The organism is Paenibacillus brasilensis, from assembly GCF_009363115.1.
In the GTDB taxonomy this organism is placed as follows: domain Bacteria; phylum Bacillota; class Bacilli; order Paenibacillales; family Paenibacillaceae; genus Paenibacillus; species Paenibacillus brasilensis.
The window spans coordinates 3,846,996-3,863,048 of sequence record NZ_CP045298.1; the positions used below are offsets into that span (position 1 = coordinate 3,846,996).

Here is a 16,053-nt window from a genome sequence, read left to right on the forward strand (position 1 = left end):
GTAAACGACGCAGGTTGTTCGGTAAGATGATTGGATTATGTGCGGGGTTCAGCTTGTTGTTTGCGACCGTACTTGTCCCAGGACAGGCACTGGCCGAAAAACAGCTTGCTGCGCCTATTCGTTTTGACTTTGGCCCGGGGAAGGTAGCTGACGGATACACCCAGGTTACCGCCAAGGATGCTTACACGCCTGAGCGAGGCTATGGGTTTATGGATCTGTCTAAGGTAAGTGAAGAGGATCGTGGCGGTAATGATGCTATTCGCTCGGATTTTGTCCGTGTTCAAGGCTCATCCTTTGTCGTCAATTTACCGCCAGCGGATTACACGCTTTCCCTGATTGCCGGAGATACAGCCGGAAACACAGATATTACTGTAAAAGCCGAATCCATTGTTAAGTTGGAGCCTACGACCAAAGCTGCAGGCCAATTTGTCGAGGCAGGATTTGAACTTGCCCTTATCGACGGTCAGTTGGAATTGTACTTCTCGGGAAATGATCCGAAGGTCAATGCTTTGATTATTACACCCAAGGAGGCTCGAACAGCCGGAGAACATCCTTCGGTATACCTTGCCGGAGATTCTACGGTTCAAACCTATAAATCCTCGATGAAGCCTCAGGCGGGCTGGGGTCAAATGATTGCTCCGTTTTTTACAAATGAAACTACTTTTGTGAATCGTTCGATAGGGGGGCGAAGCACGAAAACCTTCCTTGTGCAGGGACGACTAGATGATATTTTGAGGAATATCCGTCCCGGGGATTATCTGCTCATACAGTTTGGTCATAATGATGCGGCGATTAACAACCAAGAACGTTATGTTTCACCAGCGGATTACAAAGTTTACTTGAAAACCTACATTCAAGGAGCCACACAACGTGGGGCGACACCTGTGTTAATTACTCCTGTTGGCCGTCGGGATTATGACGCAGCAAGTGCTTCCTTTCGGATTAGCTTCCCGGAATATGTGCAGGCGATGAAGGAAACGGCAGCCGAGACAGGTGTCCCACTAGTTGATCTTAGTCGCTTGAGTATAGCATACTATAATACACTTGGTCTGGAAGGGACACGCCCGTTATTTTTACATGTGGAGCCAGGGGTGTATCCTGCATTCCCTGATGGGGTTAAGGATGATACGCATTTTCAGGAGTACGGCGCGGAGCAAATAGCCCGACTGGTAGCTCAGGGGATCCGTGAGCTGAATATTCCTTTATCCTCGTATGTACAGGAGAAGGATTTGCAATAAAACGCTATCTACTATACCCATGGTATACTTAGAAAATAAGCTGACCCTACCCAAGGATGGCATTGTTTCGGCTTGGGTAGGGCTTTCACGTTTGTGGACTCATCTATCTTGTTTATGGGGAGGAAGCGAAGATGACAGTTACCCAGCTCAGCAGACTCATTGACAGTCAAATGTTCTATAATCAGCAGCGAAGTTTGTTCTATATACGAGAGGGAAATGTTCTTATGGGCTCTTCACCAGAGTTGGCCTACTGGATGACACAAAGGGGACCGGATTTGATTTTCATGCTGCAAAACTTAAAGCGTCAGCATATGTATGCCGCTTTTGTTGCGGATGTAGCGTCCAAAACGCTGCACCAGTTTGTAAGCACCAATCAGTTTCTGCATTTTCACACCAATCATGCGAGGGAGCTTGCGGAGCTGTACGATCGCCTCTTCACCCGGATTCAAAAGCTGTTCCAAAAGCAATCTATCGACGAAGCAATACTGAGCTTTCTGCTTCAGCAGCATTATGGGCATTTGAGAGATTTTTTAATTCGTACCAACGGACGAGCGATGTTTGCCAAGTATGCCAAGAGTGAGTATACCTTTTGGATTCCTTGCGAGGAATATACGCCGGAGCTCCAAGCCAAACTGCTAGGATTGGATACGACACGTATGCAAGAGCCTGTTCTCGACATCGGTTGCGGATCGGAAGCACGGCTGGTCCTCTATTTGCGTTCTCACGGAATCAAGGCTTATGGGGCGGACCGGTTGGCTAAAACAGAGGGCTGCGTAACTCAGGGAGATTGGTTGGAAACCAGCTTTGAGCAAAACGCATGGGGAACGATCGTGTCTCATATGGCGTTTTCCAATCATTTTATACATCATCATCTGAAGACTGACGGTAATATTAACGAGTACGCACACAAATATATGGAAATCCTCAGAGCAATTCGGCCCGGAGGAAGTTTTATTTACAGTCCATGTCTTCCATTTATGGAAGAGCTTTTGGATGCCCGATCAGGTTATCTAGTAGAGTATATCCAATCTTCTACCGGATACAAAGCCACGAAAATAACGCGATTAGGTTCGTAGGGACTAAGGGTATTCAGAGGCGAAAAGCAGAGTATAAGGGAGGTATAAAATGAGTGTAGAAAAGTACAAGCAGGCGCTTTTAGTGCTTTTTGGATTGAATTTAGTGCGTTCATTTGTCAGATTTAATCTTGGAATGGTAGTATAAGGATAGATATTACTCTATTTGGGATTCTATTAATCTAAATCATATTTTCCTGAAAGCCGATATATGGGAATGAGGCGAGAACACACTGTTATTGTAGCCGCCCGAAAATAGATGTATACAATTGGGTTAGGAGAGTAGAAGAAGTGTCGGATTTATATACCAAAAAAGAAGTAAAGGAATATGTAACGGATGTAGCTCATGAACGGCCATTAGGTGTAAGTATTGCAGCCATTTTACTGATTTTTAATGGGGCCCTTCTGCTGGTAACGCAGCTATTGACGCTCAATGCATTAAATGAGGCTTCTACGTTGGTAGGGATTTGCAGGAGCATGTTTCAGGGCTTCATTGCTTTGCTTGGCTTGGCCGGGACGACTGCTGGTGTCGGTATGCTGTTTGGTAAGAAGTGGGCTTGGTGGTTGGCTGTATTTTATTTTACATATGAGACTATGCGTTATGCCTGTGCTATTCTGTTCATTCCAGATGTTCCGCCCGTATTGGGCGGTGTACAGCTAAGTTCCGCTTTATATTACATAAAGTACGGTATGCGTATTATCTGGAATTTGTCGTTTACTTTGTTCATGTGTCATAGTAAAGTGCCCGGATTTTTCCAAACGAATGAAGTCAACAAGTGGAGAGCTTGTATTGCATTATTACTAATTAATGGAGTGCTGGTTGCCATTGGCTGGCGGCTGCTTAATTAGATTTTTATGTGAGGAAGGAGATGGATCATGACAAAGGAAATATTTCCGTTGCTGCAAACCAAAAGGCTTCGTTTAAGACAGCTTACATTAGAGGACGCGCAGGATGTATTCGCTTATTTCTCCAGAGATGAAGTCACAGCATATTATGATTTGGAAAGCTTTACGGAGGTAAAACAAGCAGAACATTTTATTCGTTCCATGCAATCCAGATATGAAAAGCAGGAGGGCTTTCGTTGGGGGATCACGTTAAGAGAAGCTCCTGAGCGTGTAGTTGGTACGATTGGATTTCATAACTGGCACAAGGAGCACTCCCGTATTGAAATTGGCTATGAGCTGGCACCGGAATATTGGCGGCAAGGCCTGATGACAGAAGCGATGAAGGTGGTAGTTGATTATGGCTTTCATTTGCTGCAGGTTCACCGTATAGAAGCCTTCATTGATCCAGATAACGAAGGCTCCAGACGGCTGCTGCTCAAAAGTGGTTTTACCCAAGAGGGCCACTTGAGAGACTATTTTTATGAAAAAGGGCAATTCGTCGATGCTGTTATTTTTGGCTACCTTCGGAAGGAGCATTCCGTGGATCAATAATTTTTACAAATATCCTTTGTCTCCGTAAGGCTGGAGTCGATCAAGCCAAGTCTGCTCCAGCTTGGCTAGTGCATCTTTGACATCGAAGAACTCTGAGTCCTTTTTCTTCAAAATGTCCAGCACTTCAAATTCAAACGCATCTTCGCCATACTCATTCCATTCCTGTTGCAGCTTTTTATTTTTAGCTGCGCCCATTTGCAATTCAAAACGACGTCCATTTAACGACTTCAAATTCGGTGTAGCAGCGACAAACATTTTTCCGTTGTGTGTATTGCGAATGCAATAGATTCCAGCCTCCGTTTTGATTTCCATGTACTGCTGTACGAGTTCTTTTCTTCGGTTCATGTTGAATCCTCCTATTTTATAAACGTTACCCATCAATAATCCTTCAACCAATATTCACTGCCATCCGGCTTGCGATCCAATAGACCGTATTCAATCATATATCTTCGCACCGTGACAAAATCGTCATACACTTCCTGTAAAATCGCATTGACATCCTTCTCATCATACGTTTGCCCCTTTGCAAAATGTCCCGCAATTTCACGCAGCACAATCAGCTTGTGCTTTTCCTGCATTTTGAAGGTTTTCAGGCGCCCGTCTGTACCGTCCGGAAAATACTTCGTGAGTATCTTTTGCTTTTCGGCTTCCGTAATGTTGTAGCGTTCGTCCACCATCTGTGCCCGTACCGGCACTTCGACGATGGCGGGAGCGTGACGGTCCTTCTCCTTCAGCAGCTCCATTAATGTGAGAAATACCTTGGCCTGCCGTTCCTTTTCCTTGAGACCAAAGCGATGATTGCGTATGGTGGATGCGCTGCCGATTCCGGTTTCCTTTTGGATATCCGCATCGCCCATGCCTTGATAAAATAACTGAAGCAGCCGATTCTGATGATCCGTCAGCCCGGTCAGCTTTTTGTCCAGGCCGATCAAATATTCAAATACCGAACCATATGACCGCTCAATATGAAGACGCATGTACCTCTCCGCGTCATAAAATACCCCTTGATCCTGATATATGATGCCTTGCTCGTAACGCTGTCCGTCCAGCAAGCAGACCACCTGCTCTCCCTGACGGACATATCCGCGCTTCAGTTCCTCGATTCCAGCATTCCAGAATAGCTCGGAATGATCCATTTTAACAAACACCTCGATTAAATGATGATTATTTTTATAGACAATATAACATTTTGTTTATAATAAATCAATGGATGATATATATTAAATAATAATGCCTATAAAAGGGATATATATTATGTTCAAAAAAGGGATTTATTGTTTTAAGTATAATTAATGGTAACTGAAAAATATTTTTTCTTATTTTCTTTATTTCTAAAATATTCGCTATATACAAGGTAAATACGACATTTTTATCATATGAAATACAAATATATCCTTTTGAAGAAGGAGGAGCAGGAACTGAGATTTAGAAATATATTAATTTTTATATTCTTTTAACTTTGTGTTGTCACTATTTATTGGGGAGAGGGATTTTACAAATGAAATATCTTTTAATCGAATTAGGGAAGAAGGAGAGAAGAAAGAGAGAAGAAAGATAGCTAAGCCAGTCGTTTTAACGATGCTTGGCTTATTTGTTTTTATATCTCTATGGAGTACGGCTTTGCTTCCTCAGGAAGTATCAGCAGCTTTTACAGGTGGAATACCCATAAATATTTATCCACGACCAGACAAAGGAGGATCAATTGGACCTCCTGAAGAAAAGCCAACGCCCTCAGAGCCATCGTCTACACATGAAACAGTAGCTTTGTCAGATGGCTCGATTGTACATGTGCAGGCGAGTTCTCCCTACATCACTTTCACTCGCAACAATGTAGTTGTTTATACCAAAGATCTTGGAGCTGCCTTATCAGTTAAATTTTACAGTGTCTCGGTATCTTCTAATGCGATAAAGGTCAATTACTTTTATAAAGATGAGTGGAATGGAGCCAAATCCTCGGGCAATTTTACATACTCAGGAATTGTTCTAACCACTCCAGCCAGCCCGCAAATTAGTCCCAATATCACAGGGATGACAAATCAAAATATCCTTATCCAATTGAACGGTGTACCTAGTAATTATAAAAGTGAGTATAAAATTGGTGCGAACGGTATGTGGACTACATATAATAGCCCATTTCAAATATCCGACAACACGACCATTTTTGCTCGTTGTACAGATCATTATGGGAATATAAGCACTGTAAGTTCATTGGTGATCAACAACATTGATAGAACACCGCCTGCGCCGCCGTCATTCAGTCATAGTCCTGCAGGTGAAATATCCAATAATATCAAAGTGACAATTAACTATCCCTCTGACGCGACGTCAAGAGAATACCGTGTCAACCAAAGCGAGTGGAGGGCGTACAATTCACCTATTGATGTCAATGAGTATGGGACAAGGATACAGGCACGGGCAACAGATAGTGCTGGAAATGTTTCGCAAGTCACAGAATCGGTGCTGAATTTGATCAATAGAACACCAGTGGCGCTTAAAGGCATTCCAGCTACAACGATTGAAATGGATGAGGGAGCCTCAATTAAAGATTTATCGGAATACTTTACAGATCCTGACCAGCAGCAGCTTAGGTATTCTGCTGCGAATACAAATCCATCAGTTGTCACACATCAGTTGATTAAGGACTCAAAGGGAAATACCTCAATACTGAATTTGCAACCCCAAAGCTCGGGAGAATCGACGATAACGATAACAGCTACAGATCCGTTAGGTAAGTCTGTATCGCAGAATTTTGTTGTAAAAGTTTTGGATACCAAATATATAGAACTATTAGCCAAAGCTACAGCAGCGGTAGCACAAGCCGAGACAACCCAATTACAAAGTGATGTGAATGCAGCTGTAGAGCTAATAAATAAGCTGCGCGATCCAGTGCGATTTGTTCTGCGGTCACCTGCATTAAATCGGTAACCACCCGAATTTCCCGACCTTCAAAATCCCGAAACATCACCACACGATGACGTTGTGTGGAACGACACTGAGGGGTTCCCAACTGGCAAGTGATATCCCGAATGACGGATGAATCTGGCTTCGTAAGGCGACGTAGCGCATGAGGCTTTTCCAAATGGACGTTGTCGCGAAGCCGAATGACAAACGATTGTCCATGGGTTTTGAAGTGATCCAGACGCTCCAGTTTCCCATAAGCACGGTCCATCACCAAAATGTAGTCCGGTTGAGCCAACGCTTCACTCATGGGGCCATCATGCTTGGAGCCCAGCGTTTCGACCACCTGAAGGGGTTGCCCATTTTCTGCTCGTAAAGCGACATGAAGTTTAATACCTGCACGCTCCCCGTGATAAGGAGCCCAAGGCAAACGCGTTTTTCCCACCGTCATCGTGGTTGAATCGATGAGTAATAATTCTTTGGGGAAAGTCAGTTTCCGACGTGCTTCCCGGTTACATTTGCAAACAAGTAGATGGAAAAGTTCCTTAAATACGGAAAACGGGACTTCGGCGGCTTTGGTTGAAAAGCGTGAGTAGTGGACGACAGGCAAGCCACAGAGAGCCGCATAATCTACGCTGGATCGATAGCTACCCCATTGTTCCAACGCAGCCGTGCACCAGTATTGGAGTAAATGGTACACCGTAAACTTGCGGGCTTTGTCTTCATAACCTATTAACTTCACAACCCTTTGAACTTCTTCAGGAGTCAGCATGGATTGAAGGATAGATGTAATCGTGATAGAATTTTTCATGAGATCGTCTTCTTTCGGATTCGTTTGGATGGTACCAACGATTCTACAGAAAAGACGATCTTTTTTTACCATTTTGTGGTTATTCAACAGGCGTGTTACGAGATATATTTATCACCCTAGGAGAAATTATTGATCAGGATGCTCTAAAATGGTTTGAAGAGAATGTTCCTAAGGATACGCTTCCTCCCGCAAATTTTTTGGATAAAGGATGGTTTGAGAAGCTACAGAAATTTGTCGAGGTAAATAATCTGAACTTTAAAGATGAAAATTCATTAAAAACCATCGAAGCTTTGCTAAGTTCAGAACCGACGGAGGAAAACGTTCTGTTATCAAGCTATTTCTTAGGGGAATTTTTTATCCATACGTTAGATGGTGAGTGGTACTACGATCAAAATTATGGTCCTTCTATTAAAAATATAGGTAGAATTAGTAATTTTAATAGAGAGCCTTATCAAATCTCTAACAGTTTTGCTTCTAATCCTCAAAATAACTCAATTATTAATCACTATCAGGCCATTGCTGGAACTATAAAAAGTCTTCAAGGTAAATAGAAGATAACAAGGTTATATTGGGAGCAAGATGCATGTGCTGGTCCTAAGATAATTCTTTGATAGTGAGTTTGAGAAAGAACCACTCAGATTATTTTCTGTGTGGTTCTTTCTCTCTTATATAGTTTTAGGGGAATTGGACTACTAGATCGACTGAATAAGAATAGGTTTGCAGGAGAACTAAGGGCTATAAGAAGGAGAATAATAATTTAAATGGACTATAAATTAATGCAACCACCTATTGAGATGAAAGAATACTCAGAAATGAGTAAAAATGAAGCGAAAGAACATTTTAATTGGTTTAAAAAAGAAATACCTTCGCGTTTAGAACAACTTGGCACATTTTCACAGATACATCTGGATTATAGTGATCGTTCGCTAATAGATATTTGGGAATGGTATCTAGGGAGTGTACAGATTCAAAGTAAAAGTGCTTCGGAATTAGAAGAGGAGCATTCAGAAACCGAAGAATGGTTGAAGAGTTATATATATGAGAATAAACTCGACACAAAATCCCAAGCTTTTACACTGGATATTGCCATTTATCTAGGAGAGGTTGTAAAAAGTAATCACAGTGGGTTGGATTGGGGAGTTGTTTTTAAACCAAAGTCTTATATTAGCGTAAATCGTCCTGTTATCACTGGTTTGACTAAGGAAAAAGATATGGATGTGATCATGATCGTAACGAATAAAATGTTTGCAGTATTAAAGGGACAACGTAACCCAAATGCATTATTTGATATTTATCATACATGGGAAGAGTTTATTTGAAATCGCTGATTATGAAGGATTTAACGATGATCGAATCAAATTCAGTGGGAAGATTGGTTTGAGTATTATATAAAGAATGGAGAGCCGGAAGTGTGTCTACGGCTCTCTTCGTCGTCTTCCGGTAAATATTCGATCTGTTCACCAGGGAGCCTAAGGATTCTAGAAAGTGTATTAATTTGCATCATCCTCTACATACTCGATTACATCTTGAACATGGCAGTCTAGAGCTTTACAAATTTTATCTAGCGTATCAAATTTCACACCGTCTGTTTCTTCATTGTAAAGTTTAGTAATTCCGTTTCTATGTAACCCAGTCATGCGGGAAAGCTCGGCAATATTTACTCGTTTTTCACCCATAATACGGGAAAGATGAATCTTTATCATATTTTCCTCCAGCCGAATGCACTCTATAGTATTCAAAATTTACATCAAAGTATTGACAATACACATCACTAGATGTATATTAGAAATAACAAAAGTAACACTGTAGTGTGCTTTTTATTTACTAAAATATGCTTTATAAACGTTATGATAATATGCTCATCGTATCAAAACATTTTAAAATTAGCAATAAATATTGCACAGACATCTAATTTTAAAACAGCAATCAATAGAAGAAAGGACAGATAAATGCCCTAAATAATAATGCTCACAACTTCGATTAATATTCTCCTGAAAAAATAAGCCAACGAATGGAGCGGGGATTTATGCTGGAATCGGTATTGGGATTGGAACGGGTATCCATGGTTCAGGGGCCGTATGATTTACCTCATATGTATGAGATATGCGAAGGAGTTCTTTATGACCAACAGTATTTCTTTTACCTAGAAAATGGCATACTGTGCTTGCGCCATGTGAAGAAGGTAGAACAACCATATCATACGCATCTTTACCTGGATGGAGAGAGCGGAGGTCTGCAACTGGCAGAGGGGGTACAAGGGGAGGTTATGCAAGTTGTCATGGAGATCATCGAGCGCTTGCGCGCCAAGGATGGGCTGACATTTTTATTCGACGAGCTGCTGTGGCTATATGGCAGGGGACCTATTGAATTAAACCTTTTCAAAAAAGGATGAAGTGACTCCAGGTAGCCTACAACTTCTACGAAAAGTGATCCTTGTGCGCTACATTATTGAATTTTTCGAATAAAAAAAGCTTACTGTTTCAGCGAATGTACCAGTTGTTGACTGATAAATACGAGCGGATTATGAGTCAATTTTGCCAATTCCAGCATCACAGCACCAGCAGAAGGACTAAAGCCCCAATCACCTCCGAATAATATGTTTTGTTGCTGCTCTGATGTAAGTGAATGAGGCTCTTCCAAGCCATATTGCTCCGCTATTCTCTCTTTCGTTTCTTGGTCTATGACAAGGCTATCCTGTGCAAAGGTGTAGCATATAGGAACGCTTAACTGTATTAAAAGAAGTAAGGCTGCGGGTATGATTATTTTTTTGCTCTGCATGGTTAGCTCCTGTATCTCAAGTTATTGGGCGCTTATTTTTTGTATCAATCGATCTAAATAATCCCTTTACAGGATTTTACGACCAGATTATAATGGTAAATAACAGCATCGATCTACATACACTGGTTATCGGGGTATAGCGCAGCTAGGTAGCGCGCACCCTTGGGGTGGGTGAGGTCGTGGGTTCGAATCCCGCTACTCCGATTACAATCCAAATGTCCAGCTGACGCAGATATTGCGCCTGCCGGGCATTTTTTTATGGTTTGGAGCCCTGTTTACCAATAAGTACATACAGAAATAAGGGGAAACATGTACTTCATTTTTTGAAATATTAAAGACCTTATCAGCCTTTGTTTCTACTGGATTTTTCGTGTGTTGTTTTTGACGCGCTAGTCGTATGCAACGAATGTACGTGCTTGTCGAGCATGAGAAATTAGTTATCTCAGTTTCATGTAGAAGTGCTGATGTAGTGGATAACTTCAGTGCCACCATGTATGAATTCAATTAATTTGCCTATAAAGATTCCTGAAGGGCTTTAGAAGAAGTGCCGTAATCAGCATAACGGGGGAGCACAATAGTATAGTATATTCCTACAATAACGGTACAGACCCCAACTAATAAAAACAAGACTTCAATTGGAATAAATGAAGGAAAGCTTACAGCAATGAAACCCAATGTAAGAGATTGGGACAGCATCATTAACGGATTAATTAAACCTTGCACACGTCCCATCATTTGAGGATCTACAATACAAGGCAGCCATCCTCCTATGCCGATATTAATGAACGGAAGTACCAGTGCAATGGCGAAGTCGATAATCAAAAAAACATAGAGGTGATTAACAAATCCAAGTATGCATATACCAATTCCGGCGACCAGAACTCCAGCTGCAATCATTTGGTGTAGCTTTAGCTTGGCGGAGATAAGAGAAGCGATTAAGGTGCCAAGCAACACACCTGATCCAAAAATAATATTTGTCCATACCATATACTGCTCATAGTTGTCTGGAGCTAGCTTATATTTAAGAATAAACATTGGTAAAACGCTAAATCCTCCATTTAAAATGCCGAACATAAAAAAGCCTGAAACCAACAAAATCAATAGTTTGTTGCGTAATATGTAAAGAAACCCTTGTTTAAAGTCATGCATGACCAGTTTGAATTTTAATTGTTTAAATTGATGTGCCCCGTTCGGAAGGCGTACTTCCTTTTGAATTTTGCAGGAACGAATAAGCAATGCAGAAACAATAAAAGAAACAGCATCAATTAGGATGGCTCCAGTAATTCCAAAATGCCAGTAAACGACGGCACCCAGAGTTGCTCCAAATAACATGAAAAGACTCCCTATCATTTGATTGAGGCCTGCTGCAATGGTGTAATCATCTTTGCTTAAGATTCCCTGTATAAGGGCACTTTCGGCTGGGAAAAAGAATTTGGAAGCAGCACTACGGATGAAGAGGAAGGCAAATATCAAAGGAATAGAATCAACCCAAATAAAAATGAGCAAACATAAGGATAATAAAGCGCTGACCCAGTCACAATTAACAGCGATTTTTTGTCGGTCCATCCGATCTGCAAGTACTCCAACTATGAGAAATACTACCAGCATCGGGAGCGAATACATTAACTCGGCAAGCGTTGCATAGTATGGCTGATTCGTAAACCGTTTCAACAAATAAAACATGAATGCAGTAACCCCAATAATTCCTCCTAATTGTGAGGCGAACGTTGCCAGAAAAAGCCTGACATAATTCTTATTTCTGAGTATTTGTTTTAATCCAGTCACAGTTCCATCCCTTTCGCTTTCAAAGCGGTTTTTAGATGCCTAATTAAAATAATAGTGAAAAGTAGGAATATTGTACAGAAAAGTGACTTTAATGTCACTTTAAGTTTGAATTTGCATCGTATCAGACCCTCTGGCTTTTAAGAGCAACATAAACTAAACAGCCAGCCGCCGGTTGATTCCGACGGCTGGCTGTTTAACTTGCCAGGTGTTTTGATTCCTGATTCACTTGAAGGGCGATATTACAAATCTCTTCCTTTGGGAATTCAATGCCCAGACGTTCGCGCAAAAGTGTCAGTGATTCTTTGGCAGCGTCATACTCAGCTTTATAGAAATGCTGAATCTCCCATGACAGTGGATTGCGTGCAATCATGTCATGCTCCATACGCTGAATAGCAAAATGAATATGATCTGACAAGGAGACATAAATGCCATCACTTATTTTTTTGTTCAACTGCGTGCGCGCCAGACTAACAATGTCATCGATGACTTGTAAAATATCAATCGGAACTTCCATGACAGTGGCTTTAAACTTCTCATAAATATTTGCATCCTGCAGACAGAAAATTTTCTCAATCCGCTTTTCGTCAATCGGATCACCAGCACGGAAGTTAAACCCGATACCTCGGCCGAGGATAAGCAACTCCTGGTTTTTATCATCCACCGTGCTGACGATATTATTGTTGAAAATTTGTTTAATTATCACATCGAATCACCCATTTTGAGGAATAAAAAAAGGCAAAACTACAACAGAAAGAAATATCATCTCTGTTGTGGTTTTGCCCGCATTACTGGTAACAAGCCTCACGAGATAAGTTATCATGATCAGAAAACGTTGTCAAATTTTTTTGTGATTAGGATATCCTATTCTGCTACATTCTAATCTTTAAGTGCTAAAAGCTACTATAACCCGATTCATCTCATTTACGCATGGATATGTTGAGAAAAAGGAAATGCTCATAGCAAGAAAAGTTTATACAATGGAAGAGGAATAAGAACTGTGAAATTCGACTCTTGATGAAGGATTTCATATAATGTGAGCATATTGTGAACAACTTAAATTGAGGGTTTAACAAAAAAACAAATTAAAAATGATTTCCGTCCAGCTATGAATTTAAAAATTTGACGGAGGGAACGAGATGACAATGGAAGAGAGCAGCAGACAGGTACCTTGGCAGGCGTATTACGGACCTAATCTAGGTTATGTGCAGGACCAGTATGAAAAGTATGTAGCGGACCCCGGAACGGTTGATCCGGCTTACCGCGAGCTGTTTGATCAATGGGGTGAGCCACCGCAATCCGAATACTCGGCTGCTTCCATGATAGACTACAAATTGCAAGGACCCCCTGCAAGCGCTCTGGGGAGCCTCGATTCGAACACATTGCAGAAAGCGGTTACAGCGGGGAAAATGGTGTGGAACATCCGTGAATACGGGCATTTGGCCGCCCAAATAGATCCGCTGGGACTGGATGCCGAGCAGGATACTCGCTTGCTTGATCCAGCATCCTACGGTTTAACTGAACAGGACTTAAAGGCCTTTCCGGCCTCTTTAATATGGGATAACGCTCCTGCGGGAACACTTAACGGATGGGAAGCTATTCAACGACTGCGTGTTGCATATACAGGACCGATTGCCTATGAATTTAGTCACATTCATAACGAGGAGGAACGCCGCTGGTTGAATAGCTATGCAGAATCCGGCTGGTCCTCCAAGCCACTCACAACACAGGAACGCAAGGCCCTGTTGGGCAGATTGGTGGAGGTTGAACAGTTCGAAGAGTTTTTGCATAAAACGTTTGTCGGACAGAAGCGTTTTTCCATCGAGGGTAACGATGTGCTTGTACCCGTACTAGACGAGATCATTCGACTTACCACGAATGCAGGAGCAAGTCACGTCCTGATGGGTATGGCGCATCGGGGGCGTTTGAACGTGCTGGCTCATGTGCTGGGCAAGCCTTATAGCAAAATTTTCTCTGAATTTCATCATTCACCGAATAAGGATCTGATCCCGTCGGAAGGTTCCACTGGAATTAATTACGGCTGGACTGGGGATGTAAAATACCATCTGGGCGCGGATCGTTTTGTAAAAGATGGGGAAGCCGTACAGGCCCGTCTGACATTGGCGAATAATCCAAGTCACCTGGAGTATGTGAATCCGGTCGTACAAGGCTTTTCCCGCGCAGCGCAGGAAGACCGCAGTCAAGCAGGCTATCCGAAGCTGGATGTCAGCAAGGCTGCTACGATTATCATGCACGGCGATGCGGCTTTTCCGGGTGAGGGGATTGTGGCGGAATCACTCAATTTCACGAATTTGCGTGGCTTCCGTAATGGTGGTACGGTGCATATTATTGTGAATAATCGTCTGGGCTTTACGACAGAAAGTGTCGATTCACGTTCGACCCGTTATGCCAGCGATTTGGCCAAGGGCTACGAAATTCCGATTGTACACGTAAACGCGGATAATCCTGAAGCTTGCATTGCAGCGGCTCGTATGGCTGGTGAATACCGCAATCGCTTCAAGAAGGATTTCCTGATTGATCTGATTGGTTATCGTCGTTATGGTCACAATGAATCCGATGACCCGGAAACAACCCAACCGCTGGTATATCGCAAGGTGAAGAATCATCCGACAGTGAGCAAATTATATACTCAACATCTGATGAAGCAGGGCATTGTGGATGAAGCGTTTAGTTCCGGTCTCATTGAAAAGGTGCAAAGTCGATTGAAGGAAGCACATGAACATGTGAAGAATCAACCGGAAGAGGAGCCAGAAATTACTGCTGTTAAGGCCAAAAAAAATCAGGGCTCTGTAGTTCGTACTGCGGTGGAATTGAAAAAGCTGCGCCAAATTAATGAAAACCTGCTCAAATGGCCCAAAGATTTTCATGTATATCCGAAGCTCGATCGCATTTTACAGCGTAGAAAAACAGCTCTGAACGAGGGTGAAAAGGTAGATTGGAGCTTGGCGGAAACGCTGGCTCTGGCTACCATTCTTGCAGACGGTAAGCCGATTCGTATGACGGGTCAGGATGCGGAGCGTGCGACCTTTGCTCACCGTAATCTCGTGCTGCATGAGCCTGAAACCGGCAATACTCATTGCCCGCTTCATACACTGCCGGAAGCACGCGCCTCGTTCAGTATTCATAATAGCCCTTTATCTGAGGCTTCTGTCCTTGGCTTTGAATATGGGTATAACGTGTTTTCTCCTGAAACATTAGTGATTTGGGAAGCACAATTCGGCGATTTTGCGAACTGCGCACAGGTTATTTTCGATCAATTTATCTCCGCGGGCCGTGCCAAATGGAGACAGAAATCCAGTTTGGTCATGCTGTTACCGCATGGAAGTGAAGGACAAGGACCAGAGCATACGAGCGCACGGCTGGAGCGTTTCCTCCAGTTGTCTGCACAAAATAACTGGACTGTCGCCAATCTGAGCAGTGCCTCGCAGTATTTCCATCTATTGCGCCGTCAGGCTGCATTGAGCGAAAGTGAGGAAGCGCGTCCGCTTGTGATGATGTCGCCGAAAAGCCTGATTCGCAACAATCGTGTCGCTTCGCTTGCTTCTGAGTTCAGCGAAGGAACATTCCATCCTGTGCTGGAGCAGCCTGGCCTGGGTACACGTTCGGATCGTGTAGAGCGCATTGTACTTTGCAGTGGCAAAATTGCGATTGATCTGGAAGAGGCGTTGGAGAAAGATAAAAATGAGGCGGAGGAGCGTCTGCACATTATTCGTGTGGAGCAGTTGTACCCCTTCCCGGAAGAGGAAATTCGGAATATTTTCAGCCGTTTTCCGCAAGTTAAAGAATTCGTATGGGCTCAGGAAGAACCTAAAAATATGGGAGCATGGAGTTACATGGAGCCTCGTCTGCGGAATGTTGTGCCGCAAGGAGCGGAAATTCGTTACGCAGGCAGACCGGAACGTTCCAGCCCGGCGAGCGGCTATCAGCAAGTACACAGCCTAGAACAGCAGCGGATTATTCAATCAGCGTTGAAGCAGGATTCCAAAAATAATATTACACTGGGGAGGTAGCGGCT

15 protein-coding genes and 1 tRNA gene are annotated in these 16,053 nt (G+C 42.8%); 9 read left to right on the plus strand and 7 right to left on the minus strand.

Annotated features, from left to right (window positions below):
* Positions 1 to 26: 26 nt before the first annotated feature.
* The 4 genes from GCU48_RS18265 to GCU48_RS18280 all read left to right on the plus strand — a co-directional run bounded on the left by GCU48_RS18265 (position 27) and on the right by GCU48_RS18280 (position 3,748).
* The gene (locus GCU48_RS18265; protein ID WP_152382204.1) at positions 27 to 1,238 is read left to right on the plus strand and encodes a rhamnogalacturonan acetylesterase; all 1,212 of its coding nucleotides are present in this window, start codon (positions 27 to 29) and stop codon (positions 1,236 to 1,238) included.
* A gap of 131 nt (positions 1,239 to 1,369) precedes the next feature.
* Entirely contained in the window at positions 1,370 to 2,314 is a 945-nt protein-coding gene (locus tag GCU48_RS18270; protein WP_152380990.1) for a class I SAM-dependent methyltransferase, read from the plus strand.
* A 288-nt stretch (positions 2,315 to 2,602) separates the two neighbouring features.
* The gene (locus tag GCU48_RS18275) at positions 2,603 to 3,160 is read left to right on the plus strand and encodes a hypothetical protein (protein ID WP_152380991.1); all 558 of its coding nucleotides are present in this window, start codon (positions 2,603 to 2,605) and stop codon (positions 3,158 to 3,160) included.
* 27 nt (positions 3,161 to 3,187) lie between these two features.
* On the plus strand, positions 3,188 to 3,748 hold the full coding sequence (locus GCU48_RS18280; protein ID WP_152380992.1) for a GNAT family N-acetyltransferase: 561 nt from the start codon (positions 3,188 to 3,190) through the stop codon (positions 3,746 to 3,748).
* 3 nt (positions 3,749 to 3,751) lie between these two features.
* Here GCU48_RS18280 and GCU48_RS18285 read toward each other — a convergent pair whose 3' ends face one another.
* The 3 genes from GCU48_RS18285 to GCU48_RS18300 form a co-directional block, all read right to left on the minus strand.
* Complete coding sequence (locus GCU48_RS18285) at positions 3,752 to 4,093, minus strand: GIY-YIG nuclease family protein (RefSeq protein ID WP_025721626.1); 342 nt, start codon at positions 4,091 to 4,093, stop codon at positions 3,752 to 3,754.
* A 32-nt stretch (positions 4,094 to 4,125) separates the two neighbouring features.
* Complete coding sequence (locus tag GCU48_RS18290) at positions 4,126 to 4,884, minus strand: DUF2087 domain-containing protein (RefSeq protein WP_152380993.1); 759 nt, start codon at positions 4,882 to 4,884, stop codon at positions 4,126 to 4,128.
* Positions 4,885 to 6,545: 1,661 nt separating this feature from the next.
* A complete protein-coding gene (locus tag GCU48_RS18300) occupies positions 6,546 to 7,457 on the minus strand; it encodes an IS4 family transposase (RefSeq protein ID WP_244315758.1) in 912 nt (303 codons plus the stop codon).
* Between the two features lie 92 nt (positions 7,458 to 7,549).
* On the opposite strand from GCU48_RS18300, the gene GCU48_RS18305 reads away from it, so the two are divergent.
* Together GCU48_RS18305 and GCU48_RS18310 are read left to right on the plus strand one after the other, a co-directional pair.
* Positions 7,550 to 8,008, plus strand: a complete 459-nt coding sequence (locus GCU48_RS18305) for a hypothetical protein (protein ID WP_152380994.1) — start codon at positions 7,550 to 7,552, stop codon at positions 8,006 to 8,008.
* A gap of 210 nt (positions 8,009 to 8,218) precedes the next feature.
* Entirely contained in the window at positions 8,219 to 8,776 is a 558-nt protein-coding gene (locus GCU48_RS18310; protein ID WP_152380995.1) for a hypothetical protein, read from the plus strand.
* 171 nt (positions 8,777 to 8,947) lie between these two features.
* Here GCU48_RS18310 and GCU48_RS18315 read toward each other — a convergent pair whose 3' ends face one another.
* Complete coding sequence (locus tag GCU48_RS18315) at positions 8,948 to 9,160, minus strand: helix-turn-helix domain-containing protein (protein WP_152380996.1); 213 nt, start codon at positions 9,158 to 9,160, stop codon at positions 8,948 to 8,950.
* 323 nt (positions 9,161 to 9,483) lie between these two features.
* Between GCU48_RS18315 and GCU48_RS18320 the strand changes: the two genes are divergently transcribed.
* The gene (locus GCU48_RS18320) at positions 9,484 to 9,849 is read left to right on the plus strand and encodes a hypothetical protein (protein ID WP_152380997.1); all 366 of its coding nucleotides are present in this window, start codon (positions 9,484 to 9,486) and stop codon (positions 9,847 to 9,849) included.
* 80 nt (positions 9,850 to 9,929) lie between these two features.
* Here the strand turns inward: GCU48_RS18320 and GCU48_RS18325 are convergent, their stop codons facing one another.
* On the minus strand, positions 9,930 to 10,235 hold the full coding sequence (locus GCU48_RS18325; RefSeq protein WP_152380998.1) for a hypothetical protein: 306 nt from the start codon (positions 10,233 to 10,235) through the stop codon (positions 9,930 to 9,932).
* Between the two features lie 130 nt (positions 10,236 to 10,365).
* On the opposite strand from GCU48_RS18325, the gene GCU48_RS18330 reads away from it, so the two are divergent.
* A tRNA-Pro gene (locus GCU48_RS18330) sits at positions 10,366 to 10,439 on the plus strand.
* A 309-nt stretch (positions 10,440 to 10,748) separates the two neighbouring features.
* Here the strand turns inward: GCU48_RS18330 and GCU48_RS18335 are convergent.
* Complete coding sequence (locus tag GCU48_RS18335; protein WP_152380999.1) at positions 10,749 to 12,020, minus strand: MFS transporter; 1,272 nt, start codon at positions 12,018 to 12,020, stop codon at positions 10,749 to 10,751.
* A gap of 193 nt (positions 12,021 to 12,213) precedes the next feature.
* Positions 12,214 to 12,723 carry a CAT RNA binding domain-containing protein gene (locus tag GCU48_RS18340; RefSeq protein ID WP_244315760.1) on the minus strand — a complete coding sequence of 170 codons (510 nt, stop codon included), beginning with the start codon at positions 12,721 to 12,723 and terminating at the stop codon, positions 12,214 to 12,216.
* A gap of 433 nt (positions 12,724 to 13,156) precedes the next feature.
* Here GCU48_RS18340 and GCU48_RS18345 point away from each other — a divergent pair, with 433 nt between their 5' ends.
* A complete protein-coding gene (locus GCU48_RS18345; protein ID WP_152381000.1) occupies positions 13,157 to 16,048 on the plus strand; it encodes a 2-oxoglutarate dehydrogenase E1 component in 2,892 nt (963 codons plus the stop codon).
* Positions 16,049 to 16,053: the final 5 nt, after the last annotated feature.

Excerpts from the sequence above, each read along its gene's own strand:
- GCU48_RS18315 (WP_152380996.1), bottom strand. The coding sequence starts at position 9,160 with ATGATAAAGATTCATCTTTCCCGTATTATGGGTGAAAAACGAGTAAAT.
- GCU48_RS18325 (WP_152380998.1), bottom strand. The coding sequence starts at position 10,235 with ATGCAGAGCAAAAAAATAATCATACCCGCAGCCTTACTTCTTTTAATA.
- GCU48_RS18270 (WP_152380990.1), top strand. The coding sequence starts at position 1,370 with ATGACAGTTACCCAGCTCAGCAGACTCATTGACAGTCAAATGTTCTAT.
- GCU48_RS18280 (WP_152380992.1), top strand. The coding sequence starts at position 3,188 with ATGACAAAGGAAATATTTCCGTTGCTGCAAACCAAAAGGCTTCGTTTA.
- GCU48_RS18285 (WP_025721626.1), bottom strand. The coding sequence starts at position 4,093 with ATGAACCGAAGAAAAGAACTCGTACAGCAGTACATGGAAATCAAAACG.
- GCU48_RS18290 (WP_152380993.1), bottom strand. The coding sequence starts at position 4,884 with ATGGATCATTCCGAGCTATTCTGGAATGCTGGAATCGAGGAACTGAAG.
- GCU48_RS18265 (WP_152382204.1), top strand. The coding sequence starts at position 27 with ATGATTGGATTATGTGCGGGGTTCAGCTTGTTGTTTGCGACCGTACTT.
- GCU48_RS18300 (WP_244315758.1), bottom strand. The coding sequence starts at position 7,457 with ATGAAAAATTCTATCACGATTACATCTATCCTTCAATCCATGCTGACT.
- GCU48_RS18310 (WP_152380995.1), top strand. The coding sequence starts at position 8,219 with ATGGACTATAAATTAATGCAACCACCTATTGAGATGAAAGAATACTCA.
- GCU48_RS18345 (WP_152381000.1), top strand. The coding sequence starts at position 13,157 with ATGACAATGGAAGAGAGCAGCAGACAGGTACCTTGGCAGGCGTATTAC.
- GCU48_RS18320 (WP_152380997.1), top strand. The coding sequence starts at position 9,484 with ATGCTGGAATCGGTATTGGGATTGGAACGGGTATCCATGGTTCAGGGG.